Annotated in this window: 12 protein-coding genes; 2 read left to right on the top strand and 10 right to left on the bottom strand. The window is 60.5% G+C overall.

What is annotated here, in order from left to right:
* Positions 1 to 2 precede the first annotated feature (2 nt).
* From manD to D7S44_RS06820, 9 genes are all read right to left on the bottom strand, one after another.
* Positions 3 to 1,217 (bottom strand): D-mannonate dehydratase ManD, encoded by a 1,215-nt coding sequence (gene manD, locus D7S44_RS06780; protein ID WP_120453254.1) that lies wholly within the window; start codon positions 1,215 to 1,217, stop codon positions 3 to 5.
* A 323-nt stretch (positions 1,218 to 1,540) separates the two neighbouring features.
* Positions 1,541 to 2,440 carry a lipid kinase YegS gene (yegS, locus tag D7S44_RS06785; RefSeq protein WP_120453256.1) on the bottom strand — a complete coding sequence of 300 codons (900 nt, stop codon included), beginning with the start codon at positions 2,438 to 2,440 and terminating at the stop codon, positions 1,541 to 1,543.
* 222 nt (positions 2,441 to 2,662) lie between these two features.
* A complete protein-coding gene (gene trhP / locus D7S44_RS06790; protein ID WP_120453258.1) occupies positions 2,663 to 4,024 on the bottom strand; it encodes a prephenate-dependent tRNA uridine(34) hydroxylase TrhP in 1,362 nt (453 codons plus the stop codon).
* Positions 4,025 to 4,144: 120 nt separating this feature from the next.
* Positions 4,145 to 4,852, bottom strand: a complete 708-nt coding sequence (gene baeR, locus D7S44_RS06795; protein WP_120454178.1) for an envelope stress response regulator BaeR — start codon at positions 4,850 to 4,852, stop codon at positions 4,145 to 4,147.
* 6 nt (positions 4,853 to 4,858) lie between these two features.
* The gene (gene baeS, locus D7S44_RS06800; protein ID WP_120453260.1) at positions 4,859 to 6,247 is read right to left on the bottom strand and encodes an envelope stress sensor histidine kinase BaeS; all 1,389 of its coding nucleotides are present in this window, start codon (positions 6,245 to 6,247) and stop codon (positions 4,859 to 4,861) included.
* Complete coding sequence (mdtD, locus tag D7S44_RS06805; protein WP_120453262.1) at positions 6,244 to 7,650, bottom strand: multidrug transporter subunit MdtD; 1,407 nt, start codon at positions 7,648 to 7,650, stop codon at positions 6,244 to 6,246. The genes baeS and mdtD overlap by 4 nt, the downstream gene beginning before the upstream one ends.
* Before the next feature lie 20 nt (positions 7,651 to 7,670).
* On the bottom strand, positions 7,671 to 10,745 hold the full coding sequence (gene mdtC, locus D7S44_RS06810; protein ID WP_120453264.1) for a multidrug efflux RND transporter permease subunit MdtC: 3,075 nt from the start codon (positions 10,743 to 10,745) through the stop codon (positions 7,671 to 7,673).
* On the bottom strand, positions 10,742 to 13,864 hold the full coding sequence (locus tag D7S44_RS06815) for an MdtB/MuxB family multidrug efflux RND transporter permease subunit (RefSeq protein WP_120453266.1): 3,123 nt from the start codon (positions 13,862 to 13,864) through the stop codon (positions 10,742 to 10,744). Before D7S44_RS06815 ends, mdtC begins: the two co-directional genes overlap by 4 nt.
* A complete protein-coding gene (locus D7S44_RS06820) occupies positions 13,864 to 15,087 on the bottom strand; it encodes an MdtA/MuxA family multidrug efflux RND transporter periplasmic adaptor subunit (RefSeq protein ID WP_120453268.1) in 1,224 nt (407 codons plus the stop codon). Before D7S44_RS06820 ends, D7S44_RS06815 begins: the two co-directional genes overlap by 1 nt.
* A 238-nt stretch (positions 15,088 to 15,325) precedes the next feature.
* On the opposite strand from D7S44_RS06820, the gene D7S44_RS06825 reads away from it, so the two are divergent.
* Together D7S44_RS06825 and D7S44_RS06830 are read left to right on the top strand one after the other, a co-directional pair.
* Positions 15,326 to 16,285 (top strand): aldo/keto reductase, encoded by a 960-nt coding sequence (locus D7S44_RS06825; protein WP_120453270.1) that lies wholly within the window; start codon positions 15,326 to 15,328, stop codon positions 16,283 to 16,285.
* Between the two features lie 212 nt (positions 16,286 to 16,497).
* Positions 16,498 to 17,838 (top strand): carbohydrate porin, encoded by a 1,341-nt coding sequence (locus D7S44_RS06830; protein WP_167456956.1) that lies wholly within the window; start codon positions 16,498 to 16,500, stop codon positions 17,836 to 17,838.
* A gap of 128 nt (positions 17,839 to 17,966) precedes the next feature.
* On the opposite strand, the gene yegD is transcribed toward D7S44_RS06830, so the two are convergent.
* Entirely contained in the window at positions 17,967 to 19,319 is a 1,353-nt protein-coding gene (gene yegD / locus D7S44_RS06835; RefSeq protein WP_120453272.1) for a molecular chaperone, read from the bottom strand.
* Between the last annotated feature and the right edge of the window lie 30 nt (positions 19,320 to 19,349).

Genomic DNA, 19,349 nt, shown 5'->3' on the forward strand with positions numbered 1-19,349 from the left:
CCTTACCAGTTCCACAGTGTGCCGTCTTCCAGACGGGCCACTGGCAGATAAGCGGGTTCATAGGGATATTTCGCCGCCAGCTTTTCATTAAATTCGATACCCAGCCCCGGCTTGTCGCCCGGATGCATAAAGCCATCTTCGAAGCGCCAGTTGGCGTCAAACAGCTCCATCATCTGCTCGGAGAAGCCCATATACTCTTGCACGCCGAAATTCGGCACCCACAGGTCAAAGTGGAGCGCCGCCGCCATGCAGACCGGCGAGAGATCCGAGGGGCCGTGCGAGCCGGTGCGTACCTGGTAGAGCGAGGCGAAATCGGCGATGCGGCGCATGCCGGTGATGCCGCCTGCGTGGGTGATGGTGGTGCGGATATAGTCGATCAGCTGCTCTTCAATCAGCTGCTTGCAGTCCCAGATACTGTTGAACACTTCGCCGACCGCAATCGGCGTGACGGTATGCTGGCGGATCAGGCGGAAGCACGCCTGGTTTTCAGCGGGCGTCGGGTCTTCCATCCAGAACAGGCGGTAATCTTCGACGCTTTTGCCGAAGCGCGCCGCTTCGATCGGCGTCAGGCGGTGATGCATATCGTGCAGCAGGTGTTCGTTGAAGCCGAATTTATCGCGGATGGCTTCAAACAGCTTCGGCGTAAAGTCGAGGTACTTCTCCGTTGACCACAGCTGCTCTTCCGGCCAGTTCCCTTTGGTTGCTGGCTCATAGGCCAGCCCTTTGCCTTTCGCCATGCCGTAAGTGGTTTTCATGCCCGGCACGCCGCACTGGGCGCGAATCGCTTTGAAGCCCATCTCCTTGTGCTTTGCGTAGTCATCCATCACTTCATCGATGGTATGGCCGGTGGTGTGGCAATAGACCATAACGCCGGTGCGCGAGGCGCCGCCCAGCAGCTGGTAGAGCGGCATATTGGCGGCTTTGCCTTTGATATCCCACAGCGCCGTATCGACCGCAGAGATAGCTGACATGGTGACCGGCCCGCGACGCCAGTAGGCGCCTTTATAGAAATATTGCCAGATATCCTCGATCTGATGCGCGTCGCGGCCAATCAGCTGCGGACACACATGATCTTTCAGGTAGGAGGCGACCGGCAGTTCGCGGCCGTTAAGGGTCGCGTCGCCGATGCCGGTAATGCCTTCATCGGTGGTGATTTTCAGCGTAACGAAGTTTCTGCCTGCGCAGGTAACAAAGACTTCAGCGTTAACAATTTTCATTTTTCCGTGGCCTTCATTCAGCAATCAATGCTGAAAAAGTACGCGCATTTATACTACCATACAAGTTGAGGTTGCAGAGTTGTGAAGACAATCACAGAGAGAATTTCAGGGCTGGCGCGCAGCTCTTAAGCCCGCGCCAGCGGCAGAAAAGCTAACAAGCAGGCAGCACGCCCCGAAAAGCAAAACGTCCCGCGCCGTGAATGACGCGGGACGAGCAGACAGGGATAGTCTCTTTTGCCTTTATGTCACTGGGTGATGCTGCGCACGTCAGCGCAGCCGGTTTAGCCAGAGCGGCGCTTGACTCAGCGCCCGGGAGGCTAACGTCAGGCCAGCAACGCGCACTGCGGCGGCAGACGGCAGCTAAGCGCGCCGGGTAGTACCTCAATGTCGAACTCGCGGCCGGAGAGCGGTTCGCCATCCAGGTTAAAGGTCATCTCATTTGGCGAAACGATGCGCAGCGAAGTGAGTTTAGCGGTCACAATATTCGGATTGTCGTCGTTGCTGGTCAGCGAGTGCAGCAGGGTGGGCAGCAGCTCCTGCGCGGTGACGATGCTGACGTCCAGCAGGCCGTCATTGATCAGCGCCGATGGACACAAACGCTGGCCGCCGCCCGCCTGACGCCCGTTGCCGACGCCAATCGCCAGCGCGTCGCCCTGCCAGTGAAACTCAGGGCCGGTAATCTCGCAGCTATCGGGTTTCAGCGTGTCCATCCGCATCAGTCCGTGAATAAAATAGGAGACGCCGCCCAGCGCAGACTTCAGCTTCTCCGGCGTTTCGGTCGTGATGCGGGTGCCGAAACCGCCGGTCGCCATATTAATGAAAAAGCGATCCTGATTAACCCGCGCCAGGTCGATAACGTGAGCCTTGCCCTGAACCGCCAGGCGCAGCGCGGGCTCCATTTCGGCAGGAATGCCGACGCTGGTGGCAAAATCGTTGGCGGTGCCAAGAGGAAGAATGCCCAGCACCGGCCGTCGGGCGGCATCAACGGCGGTCAGCGCGGTGGCGATTTCGTTAATAGTGCCGTCGCCGCCGCCAGCAACGATGGTCTCTGCGCCCAGTCGCAGCGCTTCCTCGACGTAACGTTCGCCGTCGCCTTTCTCCCAGGTAACGCGCACGGCGATGGCAAAGCCCTCATCGCGCAGCGTCGTGACAGCCGCGCGCAACTCCTCGTTACCTGCGCCTTTGCCGTTAAGAATTATTAGAGTAAGCGATTGTTTTTCCATTATCCATTCCTTGAAAACCCACAAAGATTTCTGCTTATAGCATAGTCAGGAGGGAAAATTTACGGGAGAAAAGCGGAAAAAAGAAAACCCGCACGGGGGAGCCGGGCGGGTGAATGAGGTGGTTCCTGATACAACAGCTATTAGTTGTTACTCGTTCGCAGCAGGCGCGACTATAAAGGAGCGCGCAGCGGCGGTCTGTGATCCTGTTCTAACTTCGTCTGTTTACTTGCGCGACGTGAGTAATTTGCTATGGGGATCCCGCGTGCTGCTGCCGTCGGTGAAATTGCGCAGCAGCAGGCCAAACGCCAGCCCGACATCCGCAGGCACCGGTATCCAGACGCGATGGCCGTCGCCAGGCGCGACGTCAATGGCCGCGCCGCGCGCATCCTGCATCGCTTCCAGCCTGCAGTTCAGATTGCCGTTGGGCGTCATGATCTCCAGGCTGTCGCCGAGCAGAAACTTATTTTTTACCGCCACTTCCGCCCAGTCGCCGCGACGCTCGCCGGTAAATTCGCCGACAAACTGCTGGCGTTCCGAGATCGAATAGCCCTGCGCGTAGTTCTGGTAGCTGTCGTGCGTATGGCGGCGCAAAAAGCCCTCGGTATAGCCGCGATGCGCCAGCCCCTCCAGCGTGGTCAGCAGCTCGGGATCGAAGGGTTTCCCGGCCGCGGCGTCGTCGATAGCGCGGCGGTAAACCTGCGCCGTACGCGCGCAATAGTAGAAGGATTTGGTACGGCCTTCGATTTTCAGCGAATGAACTCCCATTGCGCTCAGGCGCTCGACGTGCGCTACCGCGCGCAGATCCTTAGAGTTCATAATGTAGGTGCCGTGCTCATCTTCAAAGGCGCTCATGACCTCGCCCGGCTTCATCTTCTCTTCCAGCAGGAACACCTTATCGGTGGGCTGGCCAAGACCCAGCGTCGGCGTCACCTCCTGCACCTCGACGATATTGCCTGCCTCGTCCTGCTTCCCTTCCTCAACCTTATATTCCCATCGGCAGGCGTTGGTGCAGGTGCCCTGATTCGGGTCGCGCTTGTTCATATAGCCTGAAAGCAGACAGCGACCGGAGTAGGCCATACAGAGCGCTCCGTGTACGAAGATCTCAATTTCCATCTCCGGCACCTGCTGGCGGATCTCGGCGATCTCCTCCAGCGACAGCTCGCGCGACAGGATCACGCGCGTCAGCCCCATCTGCTGCCAGAATTTCACCGTCGCCCAGTTGACCGCATTGGCCTGCACGGAAAGGTGGATCGGCATCTGCGGAAAAGCTTCGCGCACCAGCATAATTAAACCGGGATCGGACATGATCAGCGCATCGGGCTGCATCTCTACGACCGGCGTCAGGTCGCGAATAAAGGTTTTCAGCTTGGCGTTATGCGGCGCGATATTGACCACGACATAGAATTTCTTGCCCAGCGCGTGCGCTTCAGCGATCCCTTTGGCAAGGTTGTCATGGGTAAATTCATTATTGCGCACGCGCAGGCTGTAGCGCGGCTGTCCGGCATAGACCGCGTCTGCGCCATAGGCAAAGGCGTAACGCATATTCTTCAGCGTTCCCGCTGGAGAAAGCAGTTCTGGTTTCATGGTGTTCTCACTGATGTCAGGTCAGCATGCCGCCTGGCGCGGCACGTGCAGCGGTCGTCACCTTAACGGCCCTGCAAAAGGTGCGGAATTGTAGGCGGCGGAGAGAGCAAATCAATTGATCTAGATCAACTGACACAGATCCGCTTCCCAGCGATAGCCCATGCCGTACACGGCGCGGATAAACGGCTGGTCGGCGTCGAGGCTTTCCAGCTTGCGCCGCAGATTTTTAATATGGCTGTCGATGGTGCGATCGGTGACGACGCGGTAGTCGTCGTAAAGATGATTCAGCAACTGCTCACGCGAAAAGACTTTTCCCGGCTCCAGCGCCAGGGTTTTCAGCAGGCGGAACTCGGCGGGCGTTAGCTCCAGCGGCTGGTCGTGCCAGCTCGCCTGGAAACGGTTCTCGTCAATTTTCAGCAGCGACGCTTTGCCCGCTTCTTCCGGCGCGCGTCTGACGCGGCGCAGAATGGTTTTCACCCGCGCCACCACTTCGCGCGGGCTGAAAGGCTTACAGATATAATCATCCGCGCCGATTTCCAGGCCGAGCAGGCGATCGATCTCCTCGGTGCGCGCCGTCACCATAATGATCGGCAGCTCAGAGAAGCGGCGGATTTCGCGGCATAGCGTCAGGCCGTCGCTGCCGGGCAGCATCAGGTCCAGCAGCATCAAATCGGGCGGCGTCTGCTGGACGAAAGGCAGCACGTCGTTGCCGTGGGCAATATGATGGGTGCGGTAGTTAGAGGCTTCCAGATAGTCGATCATCAGCTGCGCCAGCTTCGGCTCGTCTTCCACTACCAGAATCAGCGGGTCGGTTTTTTCGGGGTTCATCATCAGTTACGGCTGGGGGACATAGCGCAATTGTAGCGTGATTTTCAGTCCACCTAAATCAGAGTGCTCCGCAGCGATATGGCCGCCGTGCGCGTCGACGATGTTTTTGCAGATAGCCAGCCCCAGCCCTGAGCCGCCGCTGGCGCGATTGCGCGACCCTTCGGTGCGGTAAAAACGCTCGAAAATTTTCGCCTGCTGCTGCGCGTCCACGCCCGGCGCGCTGTCGGCAAAACTCATCCGCCAGCAGGGCGCTTCATACCAGAGCCGCACCTCAACCTGGCCCGGCGCGTCGGTATAGCGCAGGCTGTTCTCCAGCAGGTTGGTGAACAGCTGCATCAGGCGGTCGGGATCGCCGAAAAAGGGGGCTTCGTCCGGCATTTGCAGCGTCAGCGTCAGGCCGTGGCTGCGATAGCGCTCGTTAAAGCTGCCCGCGCTCACTTCCAGCAGCTGCACCAGATCGGTGGCCTGCTTGCGATAGGCGAGGGCGCCCTCGTCTGAAAGCGAAAGCTGATGCAGATCGTCCACCAGCTTGCTGAGCACGCCGACTTCGCTCAGCAGCGAGCCAATCGCCTCCGGCGTCAGCTGGCGTACGCCATCCTGCATCGCCTCCAGTTCGCCGCGCAGGATCGCCAGCGGCGTGCGCAGCTCGTGGGAAATATCGGCCATAAAGGCGCGACGCATGCTCTCGTTCTTCTCCAGCGAGCTGGCGAGGCGGTTAAAATCCTGCGCCAGCTGGCCCAGTTCGTCGCGGCTGCCGACTTCGACGCGCGTGGCGAAGTTGCCCGCCGCCAGATGGTGCGTGCCCGCCACCAGCCGTTTGACCGGTGCCAGCAGGCCGCGCGACATTAGCCAGGTCACCAGCGCCGCCAGCAACGTCGACAGGCCGACGATCAGCCAGCTGGTGCGCCTTTGTTGATGATCGAAGTTAATATCGGTGCTGCGCGTCAGGCGCTCCGGCGGCGAACCGACCACCCAGCCAACTATTTTGCCGTTGCTGGTGGTGATATTGCGCCGTGAACCTTCCGGCGGTACCGGCGCGCGCGGCCCCGCCAGCACCTTATACTGCTGGTCGATAATCCAGAACTGGGTACGCCAGCCATGCGGCGGCAGCTGGTTGCTGCTGTCGGGATTCTGCTCCAGCGAGCGCAGCATGGTGTACACCAGCCGATCGTTATGGCGCAGAAAATCCCAGCTGCCGTGCTGTTCATATTGATCGGCCAGCGCGTCGCCGAGCATGGCGAGCCGCTGCTCGTTGCCGCGCTTGATATAGTCGACGAAGCCGTGCTCGAAACTCAGACGCACGCCCCAGTGCATGGTGATCAGCACCAGCATGCAGGTAGAAAAAATCGCTAAAAAAAGTTTGGCGCTGATGCCCAGGCGCAAAGGGGACTTCATGGTTTTCTCCGGCGTCGCAGATCGACGTTTTTACTGGTTTCCTTCGGCACGCGCCAGAACACCAGCGCGGGCAGGGCGATAATCAGCGCCATGCAGGCGTAAGCGGTCATAAACAGCGTATGGGTATTGTCGCTGCTGCCCAGCGCCTCCTGGCCGAAAGCGCCCAGCAGCAGACCGGCGATGGTGACGCCAATACTCATCGACAGCTGCATAATCATCGACAGCAGGCTGTTGCCGCTGGAGGCGAGCTCGTCCGGCAGATCTTTCAGCGTCAGCGTGTTCATGGAGGAGAAGCGCAGCGCGTTCACCATGCCCTGCATCAGCAGCACCAGCGGCAGCAGCCATATCCAGCCGAGCAGCGCCACTACCGGGAAAAGCAGCACCACTACGGCGAGCGCCAGGGTGGTGCCGACCAGCGTATTGCGGTAGCCGAACAGGTTAACGATGCGCACCACCACGCGTTTAATGCCCATATTGCCAAGCACCATCGGGATCATCATCAGCCCGGCGTGAAACGGCGTATAGCCCATGCCAACCTGCAAAAAAATCGGCGTCATAAAAGGCAGCATGCCGCTGCCGATGCGGCCGAGGAAGCTGCCGAGAAGACCAATCGAGTAGACAGGGCTGTCGAACAGTTTCAGGCTGAACAGCGCGTTGTCGTTGCTGCGCGCATGCATCAGATAAAACAGCAGCGAGAAAACGCCGATCAGGATCATCGCGCCCAGCAGCAGCGGCGAACCACCGCTGCTGCGCTGGCCGTCGAGCGCCATCGTCAGCGTCGCCATACCGGCAGCCAGCAGCAGAAAGCCGAGAAAGTCGAAGCGCCGCGTCTTCATTGAGTAGTTCGGCATCAGCGTGATAGTGGCGATAGCGCCAACAATGCCGACGGGAATATTAATCAGAAAGATCCAGTGCCAGCTGGCATACTCCACCAGCACGCCGCCGAGCGCCGGGCCGACCAGCGGGCCGATCTGTCCCGGCAGGGTCACAAAGGTCATCGCTGACATATACTGCTCGCGCGGCACGATTTTCATAACGGTTAAGCGACCGACCGGCACCATCATCGCGCCGCCGATGCCCTGCACCACGCGCGCCATCACCAGCTGGTCCAGCGTTGAGGAGAAGGCGCAGAGCAGCGAACCGACGCTGAACAGCACGATAGCGCTGAAGAAGATGTTACGCACGCCGAAGCGGTCCGCCAGCCAGCCGCTCATCGGCAGCGTCACCGCTACCGTCAGCAGATAGGAGACGATCACCGAATGCATATGCAGCGGACTGACGCCCAGATCATGCGCCATCGACGGAATGGCGGTGTTGACGATGGTGGTGTCCAGCGTTTGCATAAAGAAACCGAAAGCGACAATCCATAGCTGCCAGCGAACCGTGGCTTTTTGGGCATTCATTCTTCTTTTCTCTCCTCTCCTTAACTCTCCACCGGGCAGGCTACTTTGCCGCGCCTGCGCCGCAGCTTATCCATATAGAGATAGACCACCGGCGTGGTGTAGAGCGTCAGCAACTGGCTCATAATCAGCCCGCCAGCGATGGTGATGCCGAGCGGCTGACGCAGCTCTGCGCCGTCGCCGCTGGTGAGCACCAGCGGCAGCGCGCCGAACAACGCGGCAAGCGTGGTCATCAGAATAGGGCGGAAACGCAGCAGGCACGCCTGAAAAATAGCGTCGCGCGCGCTCAGATTGCCGCTGCGCTGCGCATCCAGTGCAAAATCCACCATCATAATGGCGTTCTTCTTGACGATGCCGATCAGCAGCAAAATACCGATAAGGGCGATGAGGCTGAAAGGCGTATTGAACAGCGTCAGCGCCAGCAGCGCGCCGACGCCCGCCGAGGGCAGCGTCGAAAGGATCGTCAGCGGATGAACGTAGCTCTCATACAGGATCCCCAGCACGATATAGACGGCGGCGATAGCGGCGAGCATCAGCCAGAGCTGGCTGCTCTGCGACTGCTCAAACACCTGCGCAGTACCGGCAAAGCTGCCGCGTACGCTGGAGGGCACGCCGAGCGCAATCATCGTGCGGTCGATCGCCGCAGAGGCTTCTGACAGCGAAACGCCCTCTGGCAGGTTGAAGGAGATGGTCGAGGCGGCGGAGAGCCCTTCATGGTTTACCGACAGCGGCGCGTTGGCGGGCTGCCATCGGGCGAACCACGACAGCGGAACCGCCTTGCCGTCACCGTTAATCACAAACATCTGATTCAGCGCGCTGATATCCTGGGTGTAGCGCGGATCGACCTCCATCACCACTTTGTACTGATTCAGCGGCTGATAGATGGTGGAGATCTGCCGCTGGCCGAAGGCGTTGTTCAGCAGCGCGTTCGCCTGGGAGACGTCTATGCCGAGACGCGACATGCTTTCACGATCGTAGAGCAACGCCATTTCGCTGCCTTTATCCTGCTGATCCGAGTTTACGTCCGCCAGCTGCGGCAGCGCGGAGAAGGCCTGGCGGATTTTCGGCTCCCATTCGCGCAGCGCGGCGAGGTCGTCGGAGAGCAGCGAATACTGATAGCTGGCGTTTGATTCGCGGCCGCCGGCGCGCAGATCCTGTACCGCATTGAGATAGAGATTCGCGCCAGGCTCTTTCGCCAGCTTCGCGCGCAGTCGGGCAATAACCGCCTGGGCGTTTTCGCTGCGCTCCGAAAGCGGCTTCAGCGAAATAAACATCGAACCGCTGTTGGTGCGCATCCCGCCGGTAAAGCCCACCACGCTCTCCACTGCCGGGTCAGCTTTCACGATCACCATAAAATCCTGGAGCTTCTGGCGCATCGCCTGAAAGGAGATGCTCTGATCGGCGGAAATAGAGCCGGAGAGCCGGCCGGTATCCTGTTCTGGCATAAAGGTTTTCGGCACCTGAATAAACAGCCAGACGGTGAGGGCGATCGTGCCGAAAAGCATCAGCAACACCCAGCGCGCATGGTTCAGCACCCAGCCCAACGAGCGGCCGTAACCCTGCTGGATCGCCAGCAGCATGCGGCCCGCGCCGCGCCGACGCGGCTGGCTGCGCGCCCTGTGCGGTTTCAGCAGGTAAGCGCACATCATCGGCGTCAGGGTAAGCGAGACCACCATAGAGATGGCGATCGCGACCGACAGCGTAATGGCGAACTCCGAGAAAAAGCGGCCTATCAGCCCGCCGATCATCAGCAGCGGCAAAAAGACGGCGATCAGCGACAGGCTCATCGACAGCACGGTAAAGCCTACCTCACGCACGCCGGTCAGTGCCGCCTGCAAAGGCTTCATGCCCGCCTCGACGTGGCGCGCGATATTCTCCAGCACCACAATGGCGTCATCCACCACGAAACCGGTAGCGATGGTCAGCGCCATCAGCGACAGGTTATTCAGGCTAAAGCCGCAGAGGTACATCGCGGCAAAGGTGCCGATCAGCGATACCGGCACGGCGGCGGCGGGGATGAGCGTAGCGCGCCCGGATCGCAGAAAAACGAATACCACCATAATGACCAGCACCACGGCGATGGTCAGGGACTGCTCGACCTCATGCAGCGAGGCGCGGATGGTGGGCGAGCGGTCCTGCGCGATCTGCAGATCAATGGCGGCGGGAATGGTTTCGTGTAGTGTCGGCAGCTCGGCGCGAATGCGGTCGACGGTATCGATCACGTTCGCCTCTGGCGTTTTACGCACCAGTAGCAGCACGGCGGGCTTGCCGTCCGCCATCCCTGCGTTGCGCACGTCCTGCACTGAGTCCCGCACGCTGGCGACGTCGGCGAGCTTAACCGCCGCGCCGTTGCTGTAGTGCACCACCAGCGGCGCATAGTCGCTGGCGGTTTTCAGTTCGTCATTGGTGCGCAGCTGCCAGCGCTGCTGGCGATCCTCCAGCGCGCCCTGCGGACGACGCTGGTTGGCGTTGGCGATCGCCTCACGCACCGCGTCCAGCGAAACGCCCTGGTTAAACAGCGCCTGCGGATTCAGCGCAACGCGCACCGCAGGCAGCGAGCTGCCGCCGACCGTCACGTCGCCGACCCCTTCAATTTGCGACAGTTTCTGCGCCAGCTGGGTGGAGGCATAGTCGTAAAGCTGGCCGGGATTATAGATATCCGACGTCAGCGTCAGGATCATAATCGGCGCGTCCGACGGGTTAACCTTGCGGTAGGTCGGGCGGCTCGGCATCCCGGTCGGCAGCAGGCTTTGCGCCGCGTTGATGGCCGCCTGCACGTCGCGCGCCGCCCCGTTGATATCGCGGTCAAAGTCGAATACCAGAATAATGCGCGTGCTGCCGAGCGAGCTGGTGGAGGTCATTTCGCTGACGCCGGCGATGCGTCCCAGCGAGCGCTCCAGCGGCGTCGCCACTGACGAAGCCATAATTTCCGGCGACGCGCCCGGCAGCGAGGCGGAGATGACAATCACCGGAAAATCGACCTGCGGCAGCGGCGCCACCGGTAGCAGCCGAAAACCGAGCGCACCCGCCAGCGCAATGGCGATAGTCAGCAGCGTGGTGGCGACCGGGCGATGAATAAAGAGCGCAAAGAGCCTCACTGCTCCGCCTCCCGGCCGCTAAAGCGGCGGCGCGCGGCCTGACCCAGTCGATCAAACAGCAGATAGATCACCGGCGTGGTAAACAGCGTCAGCACCTGGCTCAGGATCAACCCGCCCACCATCGCGATGCCGAGCGGATGGCGCAGCTCCGCGCCGACGCCGGTGCTGAGCATCAGCGGCAGGGCGCCCAGCAGCGCCGCCAGCGTGGTCATCAGAATCGGACGAAAACGCAGCAGGCACGCCTGATAGATAGCGTCAAAGGGCGCCATGCCCTGTTCGCGCTCGGCGGCCAGCGCGAAGTCGATCATCATAATGGCATTCTTCTTCACGATGCCGATCAGCAAAATAATGCCGATAATGGCGATGATATCCAGCTCGCCGCCGCTCAGCATCAGCGCCAGCAGCGCGCCAACGCCAGCGGTGGGCAGCGTCGACAAAATGGTGATGGGGTGGATAAAGCTCTCATAGAGCACGCCGAGCACGATATACATCGCGACGATGGCCGCAACGATCAGCCAGACAGTGCTGGTCAGCGCCGCCTCGAACGCCAGCGTGCTGCCCTGGAACTGAGTCATCAGCTCCGCAGGCATGCCGAGCCGCTCTTCCGCCGCGCTGACCGCTTTCACCGCGTCGCCCAGCGAGTAGCCGTCGGCGACGTTAAAGGAGAAGGTCGCCGACGGGAACTGATCGAGATGGTTAACGCTGAGCGCGCTGTGGCGCTGCTCAATTTTCGCGATGGCGCTGAGCGGCACGCTACCGCCGTCGGCACTGGCCAGGCGGATGCCTTCCAGACCCGCCAGGCCCGGCGTGGCGCGGTTATCCTGTTCCAGCACCACGCGGTACTGGTTCGCCTGCGTGTAAATGGTCGAAATCAGGCGCTGGCCGAAGGCGTTATAGAGCGCGTTATCAATATCGGCCATGCTGATGCCGAGGCGGCTGGCGCTGTCGCGATCGACGTTAACGTACGCCTCCAGCCCCTGATCCTGCCAGTCGCTGCTGATATCGCGCAGTTCAGGGGACTGACGCAGCGCGTCCAGCAGCTTCGGCACCCAGCTACTGAGCGACGCCAGCGAGCCGGACTGGAGCGTAAACTGATAGGGCGTGCGGCTCGACTGGGTTTCAATCGTGAGATCCTGCACCGGCTGCAGCCACAGCGTTACGCCGGGCAGGTGGCTTACCTGCTGCTGCAGCCGCTGCTGCACCTGTGGGATGCGGTCATCGCGTTCGCTTAGCGGCTTCAGGTTAATCTGCAGGCGCGCGCTGTTAAGCGCCGCATTGGTGCTGTCCACGCCGACGAAAGAGGTCATGCTCTGCACCGCCGGATCTTTCATAACCAGCGAGGCGACGTCGCGCGTGCGCTCCGCCATGCTGGCGTAAGAGGCGCTCTGTGGCGCCTGCAGCGTACCCTGAATAATCGAATTATCCTGCTGCGGAAAAAAGCCTTTCGGAATAAGGATCCACAGCAGTACGGTAAGCAGCAGCGTGCCGAGCGCGACCGACAGCGTCAGCCAGGGGTGCGCCAGCACCTTGCGCAGCCAGCGGCCATAGCCAGCGATCACCCGTTCGAAAAAGGCTTCGCTGGCACGCGAAAAGCGGTTCTGCTTGCGCAACGATTCGGCGCTCAGCATACGCGCGCACATCATCGGCGTCAGCGTCAGCGAGACCACGGCGGAGATAAGGATCGCCACCGCCAGCGTGACGGCGAACTCGCGGAACAGACGGCCAATCACATCGCCCATAAACAGCAGCGGGATCAATACCGCGATAAGCGAAAAGGTGAGGGAGATAATGGTAAAGCCGATTTCGCCTGCGCCCTTGAGCGCGGCAACAAGAGGCGTTTCGCCTTTCTCCAGGTAGCGCGTAATGTTCTCAATCACCACGATAGCGTCGTCCACCACGAAGCCGGTGGCGATAGTCAGCGCCATCAGCGTCAGGTTATTGATGGAGAAGCCAAGGAAGTACATCGCGGCGAAGGTGCCGACCAGCGATAGCGGCACGGCGACCGCGGGGATAAGGGTCGCAGGCACGTTGCGCAGAAACAGATAAATAATCATCACCACCAGGCCAATCGCCAGCATCAGCTCGTGCTGGGTATCGGTGACCGAGGCGCGGATATTGGTCGTGCGGTCGCTCAGCAACTGCACCTTCACCGACTTCGGCAGCGTAGCGGTGAGCGATGGCAGCAGCGCGCGGATATTATCGGCGGTGGCGATAATATTGGCGCCCGGCTGCCGCTGTACGTTAAGCACGATGGCGGCCTCGCGGTTCGCCCAGGCACCGAGCCAGCGGTTCTCCGCCCCCTGTTCGATCGTCGCGACATCACCCAGCCGCACCGGCGCGCCATTTTTATAGCTGATAATCAGCTGGCGATAATCCTCCGCCGACTTCATCTGATCATTGGCGGAAAGAGTAATGGCGCGTTCCGGGCCGTCGAGGCTGCCTTTCGCCGAGTTGACGTTGGCGCTGCTGATGGCGGTACGTACCTGTTCGCTGGTGAGGCCCAGCGACGCCAGCGCCTGGGCGTTCATCTGCACGCGAACCGCCGGGCGCTGACCGCCGGAGAGCGTCACCAGACCAACGCCGGAGACCTGAGAGATCTTCTGCGCGACGCGCGTCTCCACCATATCCTGCACCTGAGTCAGCGGCATGCTGCTGGTGGTGACCGCCAGCGTCATGATCGGTGGGTCGGCGGGGTTGACCTTGCTGTAGACCGGCGGATTGGGCAGGTCATTGGGCAGCAGGCTGGTGGCGGAGTTGATGGCAGCCTGCACTTCCTGCTCGGCGACGTCGAGCGGCAGCGTGAGCTGGAACTGCAGGGTGATAACCGATGCGCCGCCGGAGCTTTGCGACGCCATCTGTTTCAGTCCCGACATCTGGCCGAACTGGCGTTCAAGCGGCGCGGTTATGGAGGAGGTCGTGACATCCGGGCTGGCGCCGGGGTAGAGCGTCACTACCTGTATAGTGGGGTAGTCCACTTCCGGCAGCGCCGAAACCGGCAGAAACCGGTAGCCGAGGATGCCCGCCAGCAGAATCGCGATCATCAGCAGCGTGGTGGCGACCGGACGTAAAATAAACTGACGCGACGGCCCGCCGCTGGCGTCAGGAGGCATAACCTGCATTACTCGCGCGCTCCTTTCGCCGGTTGCGCCGCGCGACTGCTTTTCAGCGCGGTGCTTTGCGGCGCAACCACTTCAACCTGCGCCCCTTCCGTCAGGCGATCCAGACCGTCGGTGACCACGCGTTCGCCCGCGCTGAGCCCGGCGGTGATCACCACCTGGCGGCTATCTTGCAGTCCGGCAGTGACGCTTTTCTTGCTCACCTTGTTGTCGCTGTTGACCACCCAGACAAAGTGGCCCTCATTGCCCATCTGCAGCGCGGCGGTAGGGATCACAATCGCATCCTGCAGGGTATTGACCTTCAGCCGCGCGTTAACGAACTGGTTAGGAAAGAGCTTGTCGTCCTGATTGTCAAAGCGCGCCTTCATCTTGATGGTGCCGGTTGTGGCGTCAATCTGGTTGTCGATGCTGAGCAGCGTGCCCTGTGTCAGCAGCGTCTGGTTGCTGCGGTCCCAGGCTTCGACCACCAGCGGCTGGCCGCTTTTTTGCGCCTGCATAATGTCGGACAGGTCATTTTCCGGGAGGCTAAATAAAAGGTCGATGGGATGGGTCTGGGTGATGACCACCAGCCCGTTGGTGTCGCCGCTAGTGATGTAGTTGCCTGCATCGACCTGTTTCAGGCCGACGCGGCCCGCAATCGGCGAGGTAATGCGGCTGTAGGTAAGATTAAGCTGCGCGCTGGCGACGCTGCCTTCGTCCGCCTTGATAGTACCCAGGGTTTCGCTCACCAGTGAACGCTGGGTATCCAGTTCCTGCTGCGACACCAGCGAGGTTTTCGCCAGTTTCTCAAAGCGCGCGAGATCGCGGCGAGCGTTGGCCAGCGTCGCCTGGTCTTTCGCCAGCTGGCCCTGCGCCTGAGTTAAGGCGACCTGATAAGGTCGCGGATCGATCTCCGCCAGCAGTTGACCCGCTTTGACCTGCTCTCCTTCCTGAAAGTGAATCGCCATCAGCTCGCCGTCGACGCGGCTGCGTACCGTAACGGTGCTGGCGGCGGTCACGGTGCCGAGCCCGCTGAGAAAGTGCGGCACGCTCTGGCTAACGGCGGTGGCAGCCTGAACCGGCGCTGGCGCGCTCCCTGCACCCCCTTTGCCGCGGTGCGGTCGGGCGGCGGCCTGAGGATCGGCGTCGGGCTGCGCCGGATGATGCCACCAGTAGTATCCGCCTGCGGCGGCAGCAATGACCGCCAGCACCAGCAGGCTCTTTTTCAACAAGGAAGGTCGGTTCATCTTATCGTTTGCTCTCCAGCAGTAGCGAAATCCCCAAAACGCAGGCTGAAACGCGGCAGCCTGCAAATAGCAGAGTGTAGACCCGCAAAGCGGGCAGAAGTTGAAGGAATTAAGGATATCTGTCAGTACGGCCTGAGTATCCCTCCTGGAACAAACTTATGGAGGAATTACGTATAAAGGGATGTTTTGGCTTTTGCTATGCTTTTGGACAGGTCATTTATTGCAGAAGGAGAAAAGGATGAGTCAGGTTGAAACCCGTCAGCTCGGCGATACGGGCATTCAGGTGCCACTGCTGACGTTCGGCGGCAACGTTTTCGGCTGGACCCTGGATCAGGAGCAGTCGTTTTCGTTGCTGGATGCGCTGGTGGAAAAAGGGCTGTGGTTTATTGATACCGCCGACGTCTATTCGCGCTGGGCGCCGGGCAATAAAGGCGGCGAGTCAGAGACCATTATCGGCAACTGGCTGAAAAAGAGCGGCAAACGCGACCGCATCGTGCTGGCGACCAAGGTAGGCATGGAGCTGTCGCCGGAGAAAACTGGCCTGAAACCGCAGTATATCCGTCAGGCGGTGGAAGATTCGCTGCGCCGTCTGCAAACCGACTATATCGATCTCTATCAGGCGCATCGCGACGATGAAGATACGCCGCTGGCGGAAACCCTGGCCGCGTTCGATTCGCTGATCAAAGAGGGCAAAGTACGCGCCATCGGCGCCTCTAACTACAGCGCGCCGCGTCTGCAGGAGGCGCTGAAGATCAGTGAAGAGCAGGGTCTGGCCCACTACGCGACCCTGCAGCCTGAATATAATCTCTACGATCGCGAAGGCTATGAGTCGGCGCTGGAGGCGGTGGCGACGCAGCACGGTCTCGGCGTGATTAACTATTATTCGCTGGCAAGCGGCTTTCTGAGCGGCAAATACCGCAGCGCCGCGGACGCGAGCAAAAGCGCGCGCGGCCAGGGCGTGGTGGAGAAGTATCTCAATCCGCGCGGCCTGAAGATCCTTGCCTCCCTTGATGAAATCAGCCAGGCGCATAACGTGACGCCGACCCAGGTAGCGCTGGCGTGGCAGATTGCGCGACCGAGTATTACCGCACCGATCGTCAGCGCCACCTCGCTGGCGCAGCTGGACGATCTGATCGGCGCGACGCAGCTGCGTCTAACGCCGGAAGAGATCGAAAAACTGGCGCAGGCCAGCAGCTAATCGCGTTAGACGGGGCGTTTACGCCTCGTCTTTAATTTGCGTGCCATATAATGCGTTCGTCTTAACCGCGTTTCCGTTCAGCGATCCCCTTCACATTTGTTTGAAGAAACTGTCTCTTTGCTTATTCGTGCGCACTTTTTTACAAAAGTTGAACTTTTCGCAGCACTATCCTCTGCGTGGAAATAACCTTCATTCAGATAAGAAGAACGATTATGAACAGAAAAAAAGCAGTGCAACATTTCCCGCTGCGCCGTGTTGCGGCCGGCTCCCTGATGTTCGCCATGCTTAGCGCATCTGCTGTGGCCGCAGACGCGTTCAGCTACGACTCGCCTTACATGTTCGGCGACTGGGGCGGCACGCGAACGCAGCTGGAAAACGACGGTATTAAATTTGACGTTAATTACACCATGGAAAGCGCATCGAACCTCGGCGGCGGCGCCGATACCAACACGTCAATGCGCTACAGCGATCAGTGGGCGTTCGGCGCCAATTTCGATCTGCAGAAGCTGCTCGACTGGCAGGATGCACAGTTCCAGATGACCATCACCAACCGCGACGGCCAAAATATTTCCGATCAGGTGGCCGATCGCCGCACCGGCATGCTCTCTTCAGTGCAGGAAGTGTATGGACGCGGACAAACCTGGCGTCTGACACAGTTCTGGCTGAGCAAAGGACTGTTTGACAACGTTGTGAACCTGAAAGCGGGTCGCGTCACCGTCGGTGAAGATTTCGATAACTTTGACAGCAAGTTCCAGAACCTGGCGTTCGGCAGCGGGCAGGCGGGCAACTGGCGCGGCGACCGCTGGTTTAACTGGCCGGTATCGCAGTGGGGCGGCCGCGTAAAAGTTAACATCACGCCGGAAGTCTTCTTCCAGGTCGGTTTCTATAACCAGAACAGCGCCAACTACGATCGCGGCGATGGTTTCCGTCTGGATACCAGCAACTCCGAAGGCAATATGGTGCCGGTGGAACTGGGCTGGAAACCGACGCTGGGTCCGGACAAGCTGCCGGGTAACTACCGCATCGGCTACTACTACTCGTCGGTTAACGGCGACGTTTACGGCAGCTGGCGCGACGGCGGCTATCAGGATAAAGATCACGCCTATGGCGGCTATGTGCTGTTACAACAGCAGCTGACCGCGCAGGGCGGCGACGTTAGCCGCGGTATCGGCGTGACCGTTCAGGCAGTAATGAACGATCACAAAACCTCGAAGACCGATAACTATCAGTCGATCGCCTTTACCTGGGCAGGTCCGTTTGACGCGCGTCCGGAAGATGAGATCGGTATTGCCGCGGGTCGTATTCACGTCAACAGTGATTACACGCGCGCGCAGCGTCAGCAGAACGCCGCCAACGGCGAGACGGACTTCAACAGCCCGACCTATCTGCCGATTCAGGATGGTTCGGAATATAACTACGAGCTTTACTACAACGTGAAGCTGGCGAAATGGCTGCAGGTGCGGCCGAACCTGCAATATATCGTTGCGCCGGGTGCGGTGAGCGAAGTGAAAGATGCTTTTGTTGGCGGCATCAGCGCCAATATCAACTTCTGATAAAACTGCAAGCGGCCCGCGATGGGCCGCTTAATTTTGTCCCTGTCGCGGGCTGTTTTGCTCTTCGAACCACGTCTTCCGCTTCCTGAACGTCTCCGCTCTCTGTAACCCCCACCCAGGCTGGCACGTTAACGAAACATTACCTCTGCCCAGCGCGCCAGACCGGCCGTTACCGAACCGAAATCATCGCCGCTGGCGACGGGCGTATCCGGCAGCGCCTGCTGCAGCGCGGCGCGCAGCACCGGCGAACGCGCGCTGCCGCCCGTCAGATAAATTACCTCTGGTTTTGCGTCGCAGCTGGCGAGCGCCAGATGCACCTGCTCCAGAATCCGCTCCAGCGGCTGGTTGATCGCCTCCTGCAACATTCCGTCGCTGATGACGGCGTGCAGCTGCGGGGCGATAAAGTCGAGGCTGGCGTCGAAGGAGGCGCGATCGGAAAGGGCGATTTTGCTCTCCTCCGCGGCGCGCACCAGACGATAGCCGAGCTTCTGCTGCCACACCTTCAGCAGATGCGCCACTGGCTCGCCCTGTTCCGCGTCGCGCACCAGATCGCGCAGCAGTTTGCCGCAGGCGGCGGAATAGAATTCGCTTTGCGCTGGCACGTCGTTAATCGCCACCGCGTTCCACCACGGCAGGGCGGGCAGGGCAGTGCCTTTTTGCGTCTTGCCGCCCAGCCCGAGCAGCGGCATCAGGGTTTTAAACGCCAGCATAATGTCGAGATCGTTGCCGCCGACGCGGCAGCCGCTGTGGCCGAGCAGGCTTTGACGACGGTCCGACAGCTTACGCCACTCCGGCCCCATCAGCAGCATCGAGCAGTCGGTGGTGCCGCCGCCGATATCCACCACCAGCACGCGCGTCTCTTTATCCAGCGTTGCTTCGAAATCGAGCCCTGCCGCGACCGGCTCAAACTGAAACTCCACGTCGCGGAAACCGGCGCGCTTCGCGGCACGCAGCAGAATGCCCTGCGCCTGTGCGTTGGCTTCGTCGCCGCCCAGTCCCTGAAAGTTGATGGGACGGCCGATGACCGCCTGGTCGATAGTGCCGTCAAGCTGCGCTTCGCCCTGCTCGCGGATATGGCGCATCATGGCGCAGACCAGATCTTCAAACAGCGCGATCTGCTGCGGTTTCAGCCCGCTGGCGCCGAGAAAGGATTTTGGGGATTTAACGAACCAGGTCTCTTCCGGGTCGACCATATAGTGCTGCAGCGCGTTCAGTCCGAACTGCACGCTGCCGGCCGATACTTCGATGTCCTCTTCGCGGTTATAGCGCAGCGCGCGCTGCAGCAGCGCGGTGGTTTCCGCATCCGGCGTCGCGACCTGATGATGGCGGTAGAGCCATTCGCTCACCGCTTCGCGCGTGGGTGCGGCAATCATCGACGGCAGCAGGCGCTGGCCCTTCTCCAGCGCCAGCAGGCGCGGCATGCCGTTTTCGCACACCGCAATGGAACAGTTCGCCGTACCATAATCGAAACCAATGAACATCTGATGCCCCTCCCGGAAAAAAGGGGGCGA

This window comes from Pantoea piersonii (assembly GCF_003612015.1).
Taxonomy (GTDB): domain Bacteria; phylum Pseudomonadota; class Gammaproteobacteria; order Enterobacterales; family Enterobacteriaceae; genus Pantoea; species Pantoea piersonii.

Bases quoted from the DNA above. Each gene is read 5' to 3' on its own strand.
- D7S44_RS06820 (WP_120453268.1), bottom strand. From the start codon at position 15,087: ATGAACCGACCTTCCTTGTTGAAAAAGAGCCTGCTGGTGCTGGCGGTC.
- D7S44_RS06830 (WP_167456956.1), top strand. From the start codon at position 16,498: ATGAACAGAAAAAAAGCAGTGCAACATTTCCCGCTGCGCCGTGTTGCG.
- manD (WP_120453254.1), bottom strand. From the start codon at position 1,217: ATGAAAATTGTTAACGCTGAAGTCTTTGTTACCTGCGCAGGCAGAAAC.
- mdtD (WP_120453262.1), bottom strand. From the start codon at position 7,650: ATGAATGCCCAAAAAGCCACGGTTCGCTGGCAGCTATGGATTGTCGCT.
- baeS (WP_120453260.1), bottom strand. From the start codon at position 6,247: ATGAAGTCCCCTTTGCGCCTGGGCATCAGCGCCAAACTTTTTTTAGCG.
- D7S44_RS06825 (WP_120453270.1), top strand. From the start codon at position 15,326: ATGAGTCAGGTTGAAACCCGTCAGCTCGGCGATACGGGCATTCAGGTG.
- trhP (WP_120453258.1), bottom strand. From the start codon at position 4,024: ATGAAACCAGAACTGCTTTCTCCAGCGGGAACGCTGAAGAATATGCGT.
- baeR (WP_120454178.1), bottom strand. From the start codon at position 4,852: ATGAACCCCGAAAAAACCGACCCGCTGATTCTGGTAGTGGAAGACGAG.
- yegS (WP_120453256.1), bottom strand. From the start codon at position 2,440: ATGGAAAAACAATCGCTTACTCTAATAATTCTTAACGGCAAAGGCGCA.
- yegD (WP_120453272.1), bottom strand. From the start codon at position 19,319: ATGTTCATTGGTTTCGATTATGGTACGGCGAACTGTTCCATTGCGGTG.
- D7S44_RS06815 (WP_120453266.1), bottom strand. From the start codon at position 13,864: ATGCAGGTTATGCCTCCTGACGCCAGCGGCGGGCCGTCGCGTCAGTTT.